This window comes from Nonomuraea sp. NPDC004580, from assembly GCF_040609855.1.
Lineage (GTDB): Bacteria > Actinomycetota > Actinomycetes > Streptosporangiales > Streptosporangiaceae > Nonomuraea > Nonomuraea salmonea.
The window spans coordinates 1-16,700 of record NZ_JBEXLH010000106.1; the positions used below are offsets into that span (position 1 = coordinate 1).

Annotated in this window: 17 protein-coding genes and 1 pseudogene; 10 read left to right on the forward strand and 8 right to left on the reverse strand. The window is 71.3% G+C overall.

Annotation, left to right across the window (positions count from 1 at the left end; all coding sequences use genetic code 11):
* Positions 1-476, forward strand: a pseudogene (locus ABZW11_RS45130) (hypothetical protein); the annotation flags it as partial.
* A gap of 29 nt (positions 477-505) precedes the next feature.
* Positions 506-1,714, forward strand: a complete 1,209-nt coding sequence (xseA, locus tag ABZW11_RS45135; protein ID WP_355432360.1) for an exodeoxyribonuclease VII large subunit — start codon at positions 506-508, stop codon at positions 1,712-1,714.
* A gap of 2 nt (positions 1,715-1,716) precedes the next feature.
* On the opposite strand, the gene ABZW11_RS45140 is transcribed toward xseA, so the two are convergent.
* A complete protein-coding gene (locus tag ABZW11_RS45140) occupies positions 1,717-2,316 on the reverse strand; it encodes a helix-turn-helix domain-containing protein (RefSeq protein WP_355432363.1) in 600 nt (199 codons plus the stop codon).
* Positions 2,317-2,410: 94 nt separating this feature from the next.
* On the opposite strand from ABZW11_RS45140, the gene ABZW11_RS45145 reads away from it, so the two are divergent.
* Positions 2,411-2,821: a nitroreductase family deazaflavin-dependent oxidoreductase gene (locus tag ABZW11_RS45145; protein WP_355432366.1), complete on the forward strand. Its 411-nt coding sequence runs from the start codon at positions 2,411-2,413 to the stop codon at positions 2,819-2,821.
* Positions 2,822-2,976: 155 nt separating this feature from the next.
* Here the strand turns inward: ABZW11_RS45145 and ABZW11_RS45150 are convergent, their stop codons facing one another.
* The 3 genes from ABZW11_RS45150 to ABZW11_RS45160 are packed head-to-tail and all read right to left on the reverse strand — an operon-like array spanning position 2,977 to position 4,453.
* Entirely contained in the window at positions 2,977-3,225 is a 249-nt protein-coding gene (locus tag ABZW11_RS45150; RefSeq protein ID WP_355432369.1) for an exodeoxyribonuclease VII small subunit, read from the reverse strand.
* 32 nt (positions 3,226-3,257) lie between these two features.
* Positions 3,258-3,788: a DUF4245 domain-containing protein gene (locus ABZW11_RS45155; protein WP_355432372.1), complete on the reverse strand. Its 531-nt coding sequence runs from the start codon at positions 3,786-3,788 to the stop codon at positions 3,258-3,260.
* Between the two features lie 11 nt (positions 3,789-3,799).
* A complete protein-coding gene (locus ABZW11_RS45160) occupies positions 3,800-4,453 on the reverse strand; it encodes a TetR/AcrR family transcriptional regulator (RefSeq protein WP_355432375.1) in 654 nt (217 codons plus the stop codon).
* 171 nt (positions 4,454-4,624) lie between these two features.
* On the opposite strand from ABZW11_RS45160, the gene glpX reads away from it, so the two are divergent.
* Positions 4,625-5,659 carry a class II fructose-bisphosphatase gene (gene glpX, locus ABZW11_RS45165; RefSeq protein WP_355432378.1) on the forward strand — a complete coding sequence of 345 codons (1,035 nt, stop codon included), beginning with the start codon at positions 4,625-4,627 and terminating at the stop codon, positions 5,657-5,659.
* Between the two features lie 40 nt (positions 5,660-5,699).
* Here glpX and ABZW11_RS45170 read toward each other — a convergent pair whose 3' ends face one another.
* Positions 5,700-6,350 (reverse strand): DUF1707 domain-containing protein, encoded by a 651-nt coding sequence (locus ABZW11_RS45170; RefSeq protein ID WP_355432381.1) that lies wholly within the window; start codon positions 6,348-6,350, stop codon positions 5,700-5,702.
* A 164-nt stretch (positions 6,351-6,514) separates the two neighbouring features.
* Here ABZW11_RS45170 and ABZW11_RS45175 point away from each other — a divergent pair, with 164 nt between their 5' ends.
* Positions 6,515-7,192 carry a DUF998 domain-containing protein gene (locus ABZW11_RS45175; protein WP_355432384.1) on the forward strand — a complete coding sequence of 226 codons (678 nt, stop codon included), beginning with the start codon at positions 6,515-6,517 and terminating at the stop codon, positions 7,190-7,192.
* 87 nt (positions 7,193-7,279) lie between these two features.
* Positions 7,280-8,440, forward strand: coding sequence for an MFS transporter (locus tag ABZW11_RS45180; RefSeq protein WP_355432387.1), 1,161 nt, complete (start codon positions 7,280-7,282; stop codon positions 8,438-8,440).
* Positions 8,441-8,455: 15 nt separating this feature from the next.
* Here the strand turns inward: ABZW11_RS45180 and ABZW11_RS45185 are convergent, their stop codons facing one another.
* Both ABZW11_RS45185 and ABZW11_RS45190 read right to left on the reverse strand, forming a co-directional pair.
* Positions 8,456-9,394 (reverse strand): Gfo/Idh/MocA family oxidoreductase, encoded by a 939-nt coding sequence (locus ABZW11_RS45185; protein ID WP_355432390.1) that lies wholly within the window; start codon positions 9,392-9,394, stop codon positions 8,456-8,458.
* A 34-nt stretch (positions 9,395-9,428) separates the two neighbouring features.
* Complete coding sequence (locus ABZW11_RS45190) at positions 9,429-10,838, reverse strand: PLP-dependent aminotransferase family protein (protein ID WP_355432393.1); 1,410 nt, start codon at positions 10,836-10,838, stop codon at positions 9,429-9,431.
* A gap of 68 nt (positions 10,839-10,906) precedes the next feature.
* Here ABZW11_RS45190 and ABZW11_RS45195 point away from each other — a divergent pair, with 68 nt between their 5' ends.
* On the forward strand, positions 10,907-11,788 hold the full coding sequence (locus ABZW11_RS45195) for a DMT family transporter (protein WP_355432396.1): 882 nt from the start codon (positions 10,907-10,909) through the stop codon (positions 11,786-11,788).
* Between the two features lie 59 nt (positions 11,789-11,847).
* Entirely contained in the window at positions 11,848-13,500 is a 1,653-nt protein-coding gene (locus ABZW11_RS45200; protein WP_355432399.1) for a fumarate hydratase, read from the forward strand.
* 67 nt (positions 13,501-13,567) lie between these two features.
* On the opposite strand, the gene ABZW11_RS45205 is transcribed toward ABZW11_RS45200, so the two are convergent.
* On the reverse strand, positions 13,568-13,756 hold the full coding sequence (locus ABZW11_RS45205) for a DUF5999 family protein (protein ID WP_345390070.1): 189 nt from the start codon (positions 13,754-13,756) through the stop codon (positions 13,568-13,570).
* Positions 13,757-14,395: 639 nt separating this feature from the next.
* Between ABZW11_RS45205 and ABZW11_RS45210 the strand changes: the two genes are divergently transcribed.
* Positions 14,396-15,532, forward strand: a complete 1,137-nt coding sequence (locus ABZW11_RS45210) for a serine/threonine-protein kinase (RefSeq protein ID WP_355432402.1) — start codon at positions 14,396-14,398, stop codon at positions 15,530-15,532.
* A 35-nt stretch (positions 15,533-15,567) separates the two neighbouring features.
* Positions 15,568-16,700: serine/threonine-protein kinase (locus ABZW11_RS45215; protein ID WP_355432405.1), on the forward strand; the 1,133-nt coding region annotated here is incomplete at its 3' end.

Below are 16,700 nucleotides of genomic sequence, written 5' to 3' on the forward strand. Positions count from 1 at the left end.
CCTCCGCGAGGCCGCTGATCTGTCGGGCTGGCCGAAGAAGCTGCTACCGCCGCGTTCCTGCCGCCGCCGAGCCGAAGGCCGCCGAGGTCACCACTGAAGCGCCCGCCGCCGAGTCCGCTCCCGAGGCCGCTCCCAAGACCTCCAAGACCTCCAAGACCGCCAAGCCGAAGGCGACCGAGTCGAAGGCCGCTGAGCCGGTCGCGGCGCCCGAGCCCGTGGCGGCGACCGAGGAGCCCGCGCCGGCGCCCGAGCCCGCCGCCGCTCCCGAGCCGCCCGCCTCCCCCGCCAAGGTGGACATGACCGAGCCGCTGCCGGGTTACGGGCAGCTCACCGTCGCGTCCCTGCGCGCCAGGATGCGCGGCAAGACGGCCGAGCAGATCGGCGACTACCTGGCGTACGAGAAGGCGACGACGGCGCGTCCCGAGGTCATCAAGATGTTCGAGAACCGCCTCGCCAAGCTCCAGACCGCGGAGTAACCCGTACAGGACCCCGTAGTCTTCCGAGCATGACCTCGAAGACCTCGCCCGAGTCCCCCCTGCCGATCCGCACGGTCCTGCAGATGGTGGGCGGCTGGATCGGCAGACTCGGCACGGTCTGGGTCGAGGGCGAGATCACCGACCTGAGCGCGCGCGGCGGCACGGTGTTCCTGACCCTGCGCGACCCGATCGCCAACGTGTCCGCCAGGGTCACCGCGCCGCGCGGCGTCTACGAGGCCACGGTGCCGCGGCCGGCCAACGGCTCGCGGGTGGTGCTGCACGTCAAGCCCGACTTCTGGGTCAACAGGGGCTCGTTCGCCTTCACCGCGCTGGAGATGCGCCCCGTCGGGGTGGGCGAGATGCTGGTCAGGCTGGAGCGGCTGCGGCAGTTGCTGGCCGCCGAGGGCCTGTTCAACGCCGACAGGAAGCGGCGGCTGCCGTTCCTGCCCGGCACGATCGGGCTGATCTGCGGGCGCGAGTCGGCGGCCGAGCGCGACGTGCTGGAGAACTCCCGGCGGCGCTGGCCGGCGGTGACGTTCAAGGTCGAGGAAGTCGCCGTGCAGGGGCCGTACGCGGTGGGCGAGGTGACCGAGGCGCTGCGCAAGCTCGACGCCGACTCCTCGGTCGAGGTCATCGTGATCGCCCGGGGCGGCGGCTCGCTCGAAGATCTGCTGCCGTTCTCCGACGAGACGCTGGTACGCGCCGTCTCCGCCTGCCGCACCCCCGTGGTCAGCGCGATCGGCCACGAGCAGGACAGCCCGCTGCTCGACCTGGTGGCCGACGTACGCGCATCGACGCCCACCGACGCCGCCAAGAAGGTGGTGCCCGACGTGGGCGAGCAGCTGTCGCTGGTACGCCAGCTGCGCGACCGTGGCCGCCGGGTGATGAGCGGCTGGCTCGACCGCGAGATGTCCTGGCTCACCTCCGTACGCTCCAGGCCGTCGCTCGCCGATCCCGTACGCGAGCTGGAGCGCCGCGCCGAGCAGGCGGAGGCGCTGCGCGACCGGGCCAGGCGGTCGTTGTCGAGCTCGCTCGACCGGGCCGCCGACGACCTGGCCCATCTGCGGGCCCGGCTGATCTCCCTGTCCCCCGCCGCGACGCTCGAACGCGGCTACGCGATCGTCCAGCACCCGTCGGGCGACGTCGTCCGCCTGGCCAAGGACGTCGCGCCCGGCTCCCGCCTGACGATCCGGCTGAGCGACGATCGCCTGAACGTCCGCGCGGAGGAAGACGGCTGACCTCAGCGCATGACCGACTCGGCCAGCAGGGTCAGTCCCGCCTTGATGTCTGCGACGGTCATGCCGCGTTCGTGGCGCTGGTAGGCGATCAGGCAGGCGTTGACGGGGGCGAGCAGCGCGTCGGCCAGGTAGGCCGTGGGCGTGCCCGGCCGCACCTGGGTCAGCAGCGCGGCCAGGTGGACGTGGTGCAGCCCGTACGGGCCCATCCCGATGTTCGCCTTGCGGCTGCGCTCCAGCAGCACGTACAGGTCCTCCTGGGCCACGATGCGGTCCACGAGCGCGTGCAGGAAGGCGATCACCCGCTCCTCGGGCGGAGCGCCGGGGCCCAGCGGTGGCGGGCCGGCGAGGAACGCCTCCTGGAAGCGTCGCTCGTGCTCGTCCAGCAGGGCCATGAGCAGTCCCGTACGGTCGCCGAAACGCCGGTAGACCGTGCCCACGCCGACCCCCGCGGCGCGGGCCACCTCGTCGAGCGACAGGCCGTCGGTGCCGTGCTCGGTGATCATCCTGGCCGCCACGTCGAGGATCTTGCGCCGGTTGCGCACGGCGTCGGCTCGCTCCGGCTGCGGCTGGCCGATGACGGGCAGAAGGCGACGTTCCCACACGGAGTCGAGCATACCGATGACAAGCGGAGAGATTTCCGGTTAGGCTGCCTCAAGCGGAGAATTCTCCGATTAGTGGGACGAGGAGCCGAGAATCGTGAACGACTTCAACGCGAAGGTCATCGAGGAGTTCCGGGCCAACGAGGGCCGGGTCGGTGGCATGTTCGAGGGCCAGCCGCTGCTGCTGCTCACCACCAAGGGCGCCAAGAGCGGCAGGGACGTCACCACGCCCGTGGTGTACCTGGCGGACGGCGACCGCTACGTCGTCATCGCCTCCAACGGCGGCGCCGACAACAACCCCGCCTGGTACCACAACCTCCGCGCCACCCCGGAGGCCACGATCGAGGTGGGCAAGGAGACCTTCGTGACCAAGGCGGACTTCGTGGACGACGAGGAACGCGACCGCCTCTACGCCCGCATGGTCGAGCAGGCCCCCGGCTTCGCCGAGTACGAGAAGAAGACCACCCGCCGCATCCCGGTCATAGCCCTCACCCGCACCGCCGCCTGAAGCGGAGAGTCGGACGGGAAGCCCGGCACCAGGCCCGCAGCCGAAGGCCAGGGGCCGGCGGGTGGGTGCCCGAAGGGCCGGATGCCCGAAGGGCTGGGGCGCGAGACCAGCGGACGTCGGCCGAAAGGCCGGGGCCGGTGGCTCGGGGGCCGGGGCTAGAAGGGGGTGTCGTCGGATGTGGTGGGGTCGGTGCGGCGGGCCATGGCGGCGGCCAGTTTGACGCGGGCGCCCTGCAGCCACTCCTCGCAGACGGCCGCCAGCTTCTCCCCCCGCTCCCACAGCTCGATCGACTGCTCCAGCGTCAGCCCGCCGGTCTCCAGCCGCCGCACCACGTCGGTGAGCTCTTCGCGGGCCTGCTCGTAGGAGAGTGTCTTCTCGCCCGCGGGCGCCTTCTCGTCTGCCACGCCGTCCAGCCTAGACGCGCCGGCGCCCGTGCTCAGCCTTTGGGCCGCTGCTGGAGGCGGCCGGCGAGGTCGGCGAGTTCGGGCCAGTCGGCGGTGCCGGTGACGACGAGCGTGACGTCGGGCAGGACGCGGACGAGCGAGCGCTGGTTCTTGTCCTCGCGGAAGCGCTGCTCCCAGGCGACGCCGCCGATCTGCTGGGTGCCGACGGCCTTGTCGCTGTTGGCCATGCGGCTGGCGAACCCGGCGGCGGGCTGCTCGTCGCTCTGCACGAACATCGCGTGCTCGCGCTTGGCGGTGGCGTAGCCGAGGTAGAGGACCTTGGCGCCGTTCTCGCCGTCGCCGATCCTGTTGCTGTTGGGCACCCACCCGGGCGGGTCCTGCCGCGGCGCCCAGACACCGTACGGCACGCCGTGGCCGAAGTTGGCGACGGTGATGGAGTAGTCGAGCCGCGGAATGTGCTCATCGCGGCTTTGCGGGGTGACCAGCAGGAACAGCCCGGCTCCCGCGAGGCAGACGAAGAGGGCTACCGCGTAGCCGTAGAGACCTTGGGTGAACCGTCGCACACTTGGCGAGGTTACCCGTTGAGGGGGCCGGTCGCGGAAGCGGCCGGGCGGATGCCGCCGATGATGGCGAGAACGTCCTCGGCCAGGCCGCGGTTGCCGGTGAGGACGATCTCGGAGACGGCCGCGGCGAGCGCGCCGGTGATCACCACGACGAGCGCGCGGTCGTCCTCGAAGAGCGCGGCGTTGCGCTGCGCCCACGTACGGAGCCGGTCCCGCATGATGACGTCGAACCCGGGCGGCCCGTCACCGCGCAGGAACAGCGCGGCCAGCTCGCGCTCCTCAAGGCACCCGTCGAGGTACGCGCGCGCGGCACGCACGAACACCCCCATGGGGTCGCTCTCACCGGCGGCGCGGGCCGCGCGGGCGGCCTCCTTGGTGCGCTGGGTCTGCCGGGCCTGGAACTCCTCCCACAGCGTGAGATAGAGGTCGGCCTTGCCGGAGAAGTGGTGGTAGAGGCTGCCGACGCTGGCCTCGGCCCGAGCGACCACGTCGGTCACGCCGGCCTCGGCGAACCCCTTGGAGACGAAGACCTCGCGAGCGGCGGCGAGCAGTGAGCTGCGGGTGGCCGCGCCGCGCTCGGACGTACGCGGCTGGGTGGCGACGGCTCCGTCGCTGCTCGCGTCGGCGGGAACGTCGCCGTTGACGTCGCTGTCCACTTCGCTCATCAGGGATCTCCTCCACGGCGGGGGCGCCACGCACCATGTTGGAGGCGAGATCCCCGGCGCGCACAGCGTATGGCACAAAATCCACGCACCATTTGCAGATTATCCCCCTCCGACCGGGAATAGACCGGCAACTACGATCGAGGGAGACGTCCCACGAGGAGGCCAGCCATCATGTCCGACCAGACTTCCGTGCCGCCGGCGCTCGCCACCAGCGAGCACGCCCCTGATCGCAACCTGGCGCTGGAACTCGTCCGCGTCACGGAGGCGGCCGCGATGGCGGCGGCCCGGTGGGTCGGCCGTGGTGACAAGAACGGCGCGGACGGCGCCGCCGTCAACGCCATGCGCCAGCTCATCAGCACGGTCTCCATGAACGGCGTGGTCGTCATCGGCGAGGGCGAGAAGGACCACGCGCCCATGCTCTACAACGGCGAGCAGGTGGGCGACGGCAGCGGCCCTGACTGCGACGTGGCGGTCGACCCGATCGACGGCACCCGGCTGACCGCGCTCGGCATGCCCGACGCGGTGTCGGTGATCGCGGTGAGCGAGCGCGGCTCGATGTACGACCCGTCGGCCGTCTTCTACATGGAGAAGCTGGTCACGGGCCCCGAGGCGGCCGACGTGGTGGACATCGAGGCCCCGGTCGCGGTCAACATCGACGCGGTGGCCAGGGCCAAGCACTGCTCGCCCTCCGACGTGACCGTGGTCGTGCTCGACCGGCCGCGCCACGAGCGGCTGGTCAAGGAGATCAGGGAGACGGGCGCGCGGATCAAGTTCATCACCGACGGCGACGTGGCCGGTGCGATCATGGCGGCCCGCCAGGGCACCGGCATCGACCTGATGCTGGGCATCGGCGGCACGCCCGAGGGCATCGTGGCGGCGTGCGCGCTCAAGTGCCTGGGCGGCGTCATCCAGGGCAGGCTGTGGCCGCGCGACGACGCCGAGCGCTCCCGCGCCGTGGACGCGGGTCACGACCTGAGCCAGGTCCTCACCACGAACGACCTGGTGAAGTCCGACGACGTGTTCTTCGCGGCGACGGGCATCACGCAGGGCGAGCTGATGCAGGGCGTACGGTTCCGCGCCGGCTCGGCGGTCACGCAGTCACTGGTGATGCGCGGGCGGTCGGGCACGATCAGGAAGATCGAGAGCGAGCACCAGCTGTGGAAGCTGCGGGCGTACAGCGCGATCAACTTCGACACCGCCGGCTGAGCCGGCAATCAGGCACCGCCGCTGAGGCTGTTGCAACGCTTCAGCGGCGGCGCTTGCGGCGCGGTGGCTCCTTGACCTTGACCTCGCCCGCGAAGTTCGTGGTGCGCACCTCGACGACCGGCGCGCCCGGCTCGGTGGGCTGCTTGGTCAGGCGGACGGTCTTGTCCTTCGCCACCCTGATCACCTCGAGCCCCTCGGGCACGTGGATCTCCAGCCCGCCGAAGACGAGGGTGGCGTTGATGATGATCTGGCGGTTCTGCAGGATGGCGTCGCGGAAGTCGAGCTTGGTGGTGCCGAACATGGCGGTCACGCCCAGCTCGGCGGGCACCACCCAGCGGCCGCCGCGCTTCTCCTGCTTGAAGATCGCGGAGACGGGCCGTCCGTCGAGGTTGAGCGGCTGCTGGTCGGGCGGCAGCAGGTCGGTGGTGAGCTCGGCCAGCTCGCCGAGCGTGCGGGCTGAGTAGAGCACGCCGAGCCGCTCTTCGAGCTCGTCGAGCATGAGCCGGCCGTCGGCGTGGGCGTCCTGGAGCACCTGGGCGATGCGTTCGCGGTCGGCGTCGGAGGCGCGCAGCTCGTGCGGCTGCGGGACGTCGCCCGATGGCTGCGGCCGGCGGGCGGAGACCCACTCCTCGGCCAGCCGCTCCCCGACTTCCTGCAGCTTCGGCAACCACGAGCCCGCGCGTTCGTTCACATCTCCGACGATATCCGGCGGTCGGCGGATTCGCTCGTCCTCGGAGGTGAGGTGTCCGAGGATCCCGCCGAACGGCGGCGTGCCGCGCGTGTCCCGTTTTCTCCGCCGATGACGCGGAATCCAGGCGTCCGTACGGCCGTTGATCCGCTTAAAGGGAGGCGTACGTGCATCGACCGGCGCGGTGGGGACTCGGCGCGGCAGGAGCCGGCATAGCGGTGATCATCGGCTTGGAGATCTCCAGCCTGGACGAGATGGATCCGTTCCGCAGGACCATCAGCGAGCACGGGCTGGGGCCCGGCGGCTGGGTCTTCGGCCTCGGGGTGGGCTTATTGGCGGCGGGGTCGCTGGCCATCGGCGTGTCGCTGGCCAGGAAGAAGCTTGCCGGGGTGCTCGGCACCATCGCGCTGATGGGGTGGAGCCTGGGGTTGTTCGTGACGGCCTGGTTCGAGAAGCACGACTGGTCGGTGGGGCCGAGCATGAGCGGCAGCATCCATCGGGTGGGCAGCTTCGTGGCCTTCCTCAGCCTGCCGCTGGCCGCGCTGCTGATCGCCAGGCCGTGGCACCGGCAGCGGTCGCGGGCGACTTTGGTGGCGTTCGGGTTCGGGGTGTGCTCGCTGCTGTGGGTGGCGGGCATCGGCACGATGATGTTCATCGCGTCCGCCGAGGGGCTGCCGTGGTATCGCGTCATGCCCTTGGGGCTGGTGGAGCGGGGCCTGGCCGTGACGGAGGTGGCGGCGCTGCTGGCGCTCGGGGTGTGGGCGGCGGCGGGGCGGATCGACGTACGGGAGCGGGAGGAGAGGGAGGAGCGGCCGGGCGGCGTGGCGGTGGAGACCTCGACGTAACCGTGCCGATCTCGTGCTGGTGGTGGGCTGGGGCAGCCGCTAACCTGACTCCGCCTCACGTTTGACTCCCCCCACCAGGAGGCCGCCGTGCCGTCCTCACGTGATCGCCAGGCCCGCATCGCCACGTACGTCGTCTACGGCGTCCAGGGCCTGTCCTTCGCCTCGCTGCTCATCCAGGTCGCGAACCTGCAGTCCAAGCACGGCCTCGACGAGGGCAGCCTGACGTTGCTGCTGCTCATCGTCCCCGTGTTCGCGGGCGCGGGCAGCGTGGCGGCCGGAGCGTTCGCCGCCCGATGGGGCAGCAGGCTGCTGCTGCGCGTCGCGCAGCCGGCCGTGGCGGCCGCCGTGGTGCTGGCCGGGCTCGCCCCGAACGTGCCGCTGCTGGTGCCGGTGCTGCTGCTGTTCGGGGTGGCCGTGGGCGCGGTGGACGCGGGCATGAACATGCAGGGCGTGGCGGTCGAGCGCCGGTACGGCCTACAGGTGCTCAACGGCTTCCACTGCGTGTGGAGCGTGCTCAGCATGCTCGGCGCGCTGTGGGCGTCGGCGGCGGCCGACCTGCCGCTGGCGGTCGTCATGGGCGCGCCCATGGTGTTCGCGCTGGCCGGCTCGCTGTACGCGGGGCGGCACCTGTGCGGCCCCGCCGAGGAGAAGGTGGAGACGCCCGCGGAGACGGTCGCCGGCCGCTTCCCCTGGCGGCCGATCATCCCGCTCTGCCTGGCCATGGGCTTCCTGTACGTCGGCGACGCGGCCGTCTCCAACTTCAACACCGTGTTCATGAAGGATGTGCTGGAGGCCGGCCCCCGGGTGATCCCGCTGGCCTACGTCGCCTACCAGGCGACCACGCTGGCCGTCCGCCTCGCCGGTGACCTGGCCGTACGCCGCTACGGGCCGGCCGTCATCGTCAGGATCGGCGGGGTGATCGCCACGATCGGGTTCCTCGGCGTCGTGCTGGCGCCGAACCAGCCGCTCGGCATCGTCGCGTTCGGCCTGACCGGGGTGGGGCTGTCGGTCGTCGCGCCGCAGTCGTTCTCCGCGGCCGGACGGCTCGACCCGGCGGGCACCGGCGTCGCCATCGCCCGGGTGAACCTCTTCAACTACGTCGGGTTCATCGTGGGCGCGGCGCTCGTGGGCGGGATCGCGGACGCCGTGGACATGCGGGTGGCGTTCGCCGCGCCGCTGGTGCTGGCGGCGGCGATCATCGCCCTGGCGCCCGGCTTCGAACCCAAGCGCACCCCGGCCACGACCTGACCGGCCTCATCAGCGTCAGCGGCGGACCTCCGCCACCTCCACCGGGCGGCCTTCGCGGAGCGAGAGGTCGGCGGCCTCGGCGACGTACAGGGCCTCCAGGGCGTCCTCGATCGAGCACGGGCTGCGGTCGCCGGTGAGGAAGGCGTCGATCTCGGCGCGGTAGGCGGCCTCGAAGCGGGTGACGAAGTCCGGCCACGGCTCGGCGCCGCTCGCGGGCTGCTCGGCCGAGTGCAGCGGGGCGCGCGGGCCGAGTCCCACGGCCTGCGTGCGCCGGGTGCCGGCCAGCTCCATGCGCACGTCGTACCCGCCGCCGTTGTAGCGCGAGCCCTGCAGCGTGGCGAGCGTGCCGTCGTCGAGGGTGAGCAGCGCGGCGCTGTTGTCCACGTCGCCGGCCTCGGCGAAGAAGGCGGCGCCGCGGTTGGCGCCGCGCGCGTACACCGACACCACCTCCCGGCCGGTGGCCCAGCGCAGGATGTCGAAGTCGTGGATGTGGCAGTCGCGGAAGATCCCGCCCGACATCGGCAGGTACTCGGCGGGCGGCGGCGCGGGGTCGGCCGTCACCATGTGGACACGGTGCAGCTCCCCCAGTTCACCGGCGCGCAACGCCGCGGCGGCGGCCACGTAGCCGGGGTCGAACCGCCGCTGGAACCCGATCTGCACCCGGTTGTCCCCGCGCGCCTCCAGCACCTTGACGGTCTCGGTGACCGTGCCCGCCACCGGTTTCTCGCAGAAGGCCGGGATGCCGCGCTCGCAGGCCGCGACGATCAGCTCGGCGTGGGTGCCGGTCGGCGTGGCGATGACGACGGCGTCCGCCTCGAAGGGGTCGCCCGGCCTGCCGTACGGGGACGTGCGCACGGGGTCGGCCACGATCAGCTCGTCCACCAGCGGGTGCGCGGCGAGGGTGGCGGCGTGGAAGGCGCCGATCCGGCCCAGACCCAGCAATCCCACCCGCATGACGCCCCCCTGCCTCTGGAATCAGATTCTCTTTCTAGGCACGCCTACCCTCTCCAGTCAAGCTTTGTCCAGACATTCTGACCTTCAAGCCCCGTACAGCCTCCTCGGCCTTGTGCACGGGCAGCCGGGCGAACCCCATGACCACGGCCGGCGGCCCCGCCGACTCCCGCATCGGACCGACCGGCTCGACCGACAGGCCCAGCTCCTGGGCGGCCCGCACCGTACGCGGCTCCTCCCACTCGGCGGGCAGCTCCAGGTAGACGTGCAGCCCGGCCTCGATGCCGCGCACCCGTACGGCGGGCAGCTCCGCGGCCAGCGCGCCCACCAGCGCGTCACGGCGGCGGCGATACTCCCTGCGCATCCGCCGCAGGTGCCGGTCGTAGCCGCCGGTCCGCAGGAAGTGCGCGAGCGCGTGCTGCTCGATGACCGGCGAGCCGAGATCCAGCTCCCCGCGCGCCCTGCGGATGCCCTCGGCCAGGTCGGGCGGCGCCGCCACCCAGCCGAGGCGCAGGCCGGGCGCGAGCGCCTTGCTCACACTGCCGCACAGGATCACCCGGTCGGGCGCGAGCCCCTGCAGGCAGCCGACGGGGTCGCGGTCGAAGCGGAACTCGGCGTCGTAGTCGTCCTCGATGATCAGCCGGTGCCCCGCGTACGCCCACTCCATGAGCGCGGCCCTGCGCCGCGGCGACAGCACCACCCCGGTCGGGAACTGGTGCGCCGGCGTCACCAGCGCCGCGTCACCGCCGATGCGCCGCACGTCGAGGCCCTCCTCGTCCACCGGCACCGGCACGACGTGCGCGCCCGCCCGCCTGAGCAGCGGCACCTGACGGTGGCTCGTCGGGTCCTCGACGGCCAGCCGCAGCGGGCGCTGGTCGGTGAGCACGTGCAGCGCCAGGCTCAGCCCCTGGGCGACGCCGCCCACGACGACGAGGTTCTCGGGGCGCACGTCGGCCGCCCTGACCCTCCTGAGGTAGCCGGCCAGCTCTTCCCGCAGCTCAGGCACGCCGCCAGGATCCCCGTAATCGAGGGCGTCCGAGGGTACGGTGGTCAGCACGTGCCTGACGGCCGCCAGCCAGCGTTCACGGGGGAAGTGGCTGAGGTCGGGGGAAGTGGGGCGATGGCCATGGTAGGAGACGGTGCTCGGCGTCCTGCGGCGCACCTGTTGCGGCGTGGGCGGCGCGGCGGCGCGCTGCCGGGTGTTCTTGGGCGTCACCTGGGTGCCGACGCCGACCCTGGAGACCAGGAAGCCCTCGGCCACCAGCTGTTCGTACGCCTCCACCACCACGCCCCTGGAGACCTGCAGGTCGGTGGCGAGGTCGCGGGTGGCGGGCAGGCGGGTGCCAGGCGCGAGCCGCCCGCCGCGGATGGACTCGCGCAACTCCGACGCGATCTGCCCGGCGATGCCTCCCTTCCCGCGGTCTATCCGGATATGGAGGTCGGCCATATTGGTCCTGTCTTCCAGCGGCAAATTGGACTGTTTTCCCGAACCATTGTCTCCCTAGCATCCTTCGCATGATGAGAAACGGCATCCTGGGCGCCGCCGCGGCCATGTTCCTGGTGGGGACCCTGGCCGGGGTCGCGGGACTGATCGGCGCTTACCCCATATACGGCGGACAGGCCGTCAGGTATCTCGTCGCGGCGGTCGTTCTGCTCGTCATCACGCGGGTGCTCGGCCTGCGGTTCGTCAGGATGACCGGCCGCGAGGTGCTCTGCCTGACCGGGCTCGCGCTGCTCGGGCTGGTGCTCTTCAACGTCTGCGTCGTCGAGTCCACCCGCGCCTCCGGCCCCGCCCTGGTCGGCACCGTGCTCGGCACCGTGCCGCTGGCGCTCGCGCTGGCCGGCGGCCGGCCGGCGCCCCGCCTGCTGCTCGGCGCCGCCGTCGTGGTGACCGGCGCGACACTGGCCACCGGGCTCGGCAGCGGCACCACCGAGAGCCTGCTGTGGGCGCTCGGCGCGCTCGTCGGCGAGATCAGCTTCTCGCTGCTGGCCATCCCGCTGCTGCCCAGGCTCGGCGCGATCAGGGTCTCGGCGTACTCGACGACGCTGGCCGTGCCCATGCTGGCGCTGGTCGGCTGGGTGAGCGAGGGCCCCGCGATGCTGCGGACGCCCACCATGCCCGAGGCGCTCGGGCTCGGCTACCTCGCGATCGTGGTGACGGTGATCGCGTTCTTCCTGTGGTACCGCTCGCTGCCCAAGCTGGGCCCCGGCAGGGCCGGGCTGTTCGCCGGGCTCATCCCGGTGGCGGCGATCGCCACGGGCGCGGTGCTCGGCGTCGCCACGCCGACCGCGTACGACCTGGTCGGGGCCGGGCTGGTGATCACCGGCATCATGGTGGGCCTGACCGCGGCGCGCAGCGGCGGCCCCGAGCCCGCCGTCCGGCCGTCGGAGGCCTAAGCCGGTCCCTGGTCCGCTCCAAGGGCGCGTAATCTCTTGGAGCGACCGAAAGGATGGACATGGGCGAGTTCGACTACACCGACCTGCTTCCGCTTGGAGCCGACGACACCGCATACCGGCTGATCACTTCGGAGGGGGTGCGGAAGGTCGAAGCGGCCGGGCGTACGTTCCTCGAAGTGTCGCCGGAGGCGCTGCGCCTGCTGACCGAGGCGGCCGTCCACGACATCTCCCACTTCCTGCGCGCCTCGCACCTCGCCCAGCTCAGGAAGATCGTCGATGACCCCGAGTCCAGCGGCAACGACCGCTTCGTCGCCCTCGACCTGCTGAAGAACGCCTCCATCTCGGCCGGCGGCGTGCTGCCGATGTGCCAGGACACCGGCACCGCCATCGTCATGGGCAAGCGCGGCCGCCACGTGCTGACCGACGGGCGCGACGCCGAGCACATCTCGCGCGGCGTGTACGACGCCTACACCAAGCTCAACCTGCGCTACTCCCAGATGGCCCCGATCACCATGTGGGAGGAGAAGAACACCGGCAACAACCTGCCCGCCCAGGTCGAGCTCTACGCCGAGGACCCCCACGGCCACCCCGACGAGTACAAGCTGCTGTTCATGGCCAAGGGCGGCGGCTCGGCCAACAAGTCGTTCCTGTACCAGGAGACCAAGGCCGTGCTCAACGAGAAGCGCATGATGGCCTTCCTGGAGGAGAAGATCAGGTCGCTCGGCACGGCGGCCTGCCCGCCGTACCACCTGGCCGTCGTCGTGGGCGGCACCTCCGCCGAGTACGCGCTCAAGACCGCCAAGTACGCCAGCGCCCGCTACCTCGACTCCATCCCCACCGAGGGCTCGCCGTCCGGCCACGGGTTCCGTGACCTGGAGATGGAGGCCAAGGTCTTCGAGCTGACCCAGAAGCTGGGCATCGGCGCGCAGTTCGGCGGCAAATACTTCTGCCACGACGTCCGCGTGATCCGCCTGCCCCGCCACGGCGCGTCCTGCCCGGTGGCCATCGCGGTCTCCTGCTCGGCCGACCGCCAGGCGCTCGCCAAGATCACGCCGGAGGGCGTCTTCCTGGAGCAGCTGGAGACCGACCCGGCCCGCTTCCTGCCCGACACCACCGACGAGCACCTCTCCGACGACGTCGTGCAGATCGACCTCAACCGGCCGATGCCCGAGATCCTGGCCGAGCTGTCGAAATACCCGGTCAAGACCCGCCTGTCGCTCACCGGCCCGCTGGTCGTGGCCCGCGACATCGCGCACGCCAAGATCGCCGAGCTGCTCGACAACGGCGGCGAGATGCCGCAATACCTCAAGGACCACGCCGTCTACTACGCCGGACCGGCCAAGACGCCCGAGGGTTACGCCTCCGGCTCGTTCGGCCCGACCACGGCCGGGCGCATGGACTCCTACGTCGAGCGCTTCCAGGCGGCCGGCGGCTCCATGGTGATGCTGGCCAAGGGCAACCGCTCGAAGCAGGTCACCGAGGCCTGCCAGAAGTACGGCGGCTTCTACCTGGGCTCGATCGGCGGCCCCGCGGCCCGGCTGGCGCAGGACTGCATCAAGAAGGTCGAGGTGCTGGAATATCCGGAGCTCGGCATGGAGGCGGTGTGGAAGATCGAGGTCGTCGACTTCCCCGCGTTCATCGTCGTTGACGACAAGGGTGAGGACTTCTTCACCGATAAGACGGGCCCCGTGCTGACCATCGGCCGCCGCTGAGGCTCCTCATCGGAGGGGTCGCCGCCGCCGCTGGGGCTCCTGCCCTGGCGGCGCGGCGGTCAGGAGCTCAGGCGGCCAGCGGCGCGCGGTGCGGGGCCACGACGGTGCCGTCGGGCAGCAGCAGGCCGGTGTCGTCGAACAGCACGACGCCGTTGCAGAGCAGGCTCCAGCCCTGGTCGGGGTGGGAGGCGATCACGTGCGACCGCTCACGGTCGGGAGAGTCGGCACTCGGGCAAACGGGGTAGTGACTGCACATCGCGCACCTCTCAGATGGCGCTCCTGGTTGCTGGCCGGTCAGAAGGGCAGATGGCGCCCTGACGGAGTGCGGAGGTCGAGCGCCACCTTGACCGGCTTCCTCGGCCGGCGGCGCACCTGCGTCTGGCGCATCTGCCTCACATCCTTCGGCGGTCTGTCTTCGGCGGATGGGACTTCAGTCTGACGTCGGGAACCGACAGTTTCCGGTGAGTTCGCCGGTGAGTTCGCCTGGGCGCTTCGCCGGGTTTCTGTGCCTTCACCGTGCCCCCGTCCTCTTACGGCACCCTTTCAACTCGCTGACGGCACCCCCGTGGTTCCTGTCAGCCAGCCTGCCGTACTGCTGGTAGTCCCCTACCAGGCATCATGCACAACCCATCCGCCGTATGTTGTGCCGATCGACACATACGGCGTATGACCTGCGAAAACGCCCTGCCACTCCGGGCGGGGGTTGCGACGAGCCGCAGGTGATCGCGTACGCTGGGCTACCGGAGACGGGTCGCGAGCACCGCGAGCCCCCGGCGCGGGGATGTGACCAGGGGGTTTGCTGACGTCACAAGTCATACGGGTTGACTTAAGTTCGCAACAATTAATCGGCCCTGCCTCTACTGGTCGGTTTACACAAATAGGTAAGCTGCCTGCCATGCGTGCGCCTTCCGGTTACCTCCTCGCCGCGCGCTATCGGCTTCTTGAGCCGGTTGGTCGTGGCGGCATGGGCACCGTCTGGCGGGCGCATGACGAGCTGCTCGACCGTGACGTGGCGGTCAAGGAGGTGCGGCTGCCCACCGTTCTCGACGAGGAGCTGCGCGCCGAGCTGTGCGCGCGCACCGAGCGCGAGGGCCGGGCCACCGCGATGGTCGCGCACCCGTCCGTCATCACCGTCTTCGACGTCGTCACGGAGGACGACCGGCCGTGGATCGTGATGGAGCTGCTCCATGCGAGGTCCCTTGAGCAGCTCATCAAGGAAGAGGGACCGCTCCACCCGCGCAAAGTGGCCGAGATCGGCCGGCAGATCCTCGGCGCGCTGCGCGCCGTGCACGCGAAGGGCATCCTGCACCGCGACGTCAAGCCGAGCAATGTGCTGGTGACGGAGGACCGCGCGGTCCTGACCGACTTCGGCCTCGCCGCACTCGAAGGTGACGTCTCCATCACCCAGGCGGGCATCGTTCTGGGCTCCGCCGGATACATCGCTCCAGAGCGGGTGCTCGGCTCCAAGGCCAGCCCCGCCGGCGATCTGTGGTCGCTCGGCGCGACCCTCTACACCGCCGTCGAGGGCAGGGGCCTGAGCGGCAGGCGTACGGCCGCCGCCGCCCTCGCCGCGCTCACCAGCGGTGAGCCGATCCCCATGACCAAGGCGGGGCCGCTCGCGCCCGTGCTCGACGCGCTGCTCAGGATCGACCCCGCGACCAGGCTCGATTCCGTTCGCGCCTCGCTCATGCTGGCCAGGGTGGCCGCGGGCGGCTCGGCGGAGGAGCCGCTGCCGCCGCGTAAAAGCCCCGGGAAAACCGCAGGTAAAGCCACCGGCAGGGCCCCGGCCTCGATCCCGCAGCCCTCTTTCGTACGCCGGCCCTCGCACCGGGGGATGCACAGGGCCGACCCGCCCGCCGCGCCGTTCACCGTGCCCTCGCCCAGGCTCGAACGCAAATCCGGCGAAGGCGTCCACCGGAGGCGTGTCGAACAGCGGCCCACGCCGTCCGCTTATGCCCGATTCAAAGCGACGGTGATAAAGTTGTTCCTTCCTCGGCGGTTCTGGCCAAGAGAACTTCGCAAGCGAGGGTAAAGCACTTCCCAAGCGAGAATCGATATCTTCTTCTCATGCCGGAACAGCAGACACGCCTGCTCGCGGAGCGCTACGAGCTCATCGCCCCGCTCGGCCGGGGCACGATGGGGACCGTGTGGCGCGCCCGCGACCGCGCGCTCGGGCGCGAGGTGGCGGTCAAGGAAATCCGCCAGGACCCCGTGCTCACCGAGGAACAGCGGGCCGAGCTGCGCGAGCGCATGGTCCGCGAAGGACGTATAGCCTCGCGGATCAACCATCCGTCCGTGGCCTCCATCCACGACGTCCTCATCCAGGACAACAGCCCGTGGATCATCATGGAGCTCATCGAGGCCCGCTCCCTTGAGCAGGTGATCGAGGAGGAGGGGCCGCTGCCACCGCGGCTCGTGGCGGAGATCGGCGTCGACCTGCTCGGTGCCCTCCGCGCCGCGCACGCCCAGGGCATCACCCACCGCGACGTCAAGCCGGCCAACGTGCTCATCACCGAGAGCGGGCGCGTCGTGCTGACCGACTTCGGCATCGCCAAGGCCGAGGGTGACTCGCGGCTCACCAAGACCGGCATGGTCATCGGCTCACCCGGCTACACCGCTCCCGAGCGGGCCCGTGGCGAGTACACCGGGCCCGAGTCCGACATCTGGTCGCTCGGGGCGACGCTGTACTTCGCCGTCGAGGGGCGGCCCGCGTACGAGCGGTCCACGATCGCCGAGACGCTGGCCGCGCTGCTCACCGAGAACGCCGACCCGCCCACCCAGGCCGGGCGGCTGCGTCCGGTGCTGAACGGGCTGCTCAACAAGGACTACCGGCAGCGCCTCGGCGCCGCCAAAGCGGAGACCCTGCTGCGCATGGTCGCCGACACCCCCACGAGCGAGATGCCGGCGCTGACGGCCGAGGCTCTTAAGGCGCAGGAGGCCGCTTTGCCCGACCCGTTCGCCCCTCAACCCAAAACCTCCCAACCTCAGGGACGCGGCTCCCAACACCCCGGCGCGGCAGGCCAGGGCCCAGGCGCGGCAGGCCAGGGCCCAGGCGCACAGGGCGGCCAAAGCGGACCGAGCGGCCAGGGCAGGCCGGGCGGCCAAGGCCCCGGCGCGCCAGGCGGCCCAAGCTCGCAAGGTGGCCCGGGTAGCGGGCAGGCTCCCACGGGGCCCGGCCGGCGACCGGCCGCCGCGGCCGG

Coding starts and splice junctions, on each gene's coding strand:
- xseA (WP_355432360.1), top strand. CDS start 506: ATGACCTCGAAGACCTCGCCCGAGTCCCCCCTGCCGATCCGCACGGTC.
- ABZW11_RS45160 (WP_355432375.1), bottom strand. CDS start 4,453: ATGAGCGAAGTGGACAGCGACGTCAACGGCGACGTTCCCGCCGACGCG.
- glpX (WP_355432378.1), top strand. CDS start 4,625: ATGTCCGACCAGACTTCCGTGCCGCCGGCGCTCGCCACCAGCGAGCAC.
- ABZW11_RS45185 (WP_355432390.1), bottom strand. CDS start 9,394: ATGCGGGTGGGATTGCTGGGTCTGGGCCGGATCGGCGCCTTCCACGCC.
- ABZW11_RS45190 (WP_355432393.1), bottom strand. CDS start 10,838: ATGGCCGACCTCCATATCCGGATAGACCGCGGGAAGGGAGGCATCGCC.
- ABZW11_RS45195 (WP_355432396.1), top strand. CDS start 10,907: ATGATGAGAAACGGCATCCTGGGCGCCGCCGCGGCCATGTTCCTGGTG.
- ABZW11_RS45200 (WP_355432399.1), top strand. CDS start 11,848: ATGGGCGAGTTCGACTACACCGACCTGCTTCCGCTTGGAGCCGACGAC.
- ABZW11_RS45205 (WP_345390070.1), bottom strand. CDS start 13,756: ATGTGCAGTCACTACCCCGTTTGCCCGAGTGCCGACTCTCCCGACCGT.
- ABZW11_RS45210 (WP_355432402.1), top strand. CDS start 14,396: ATGCGTGCGCCTTCCGGTTACCTCCTCGCCGCGCGCTATCGGCTTCTT.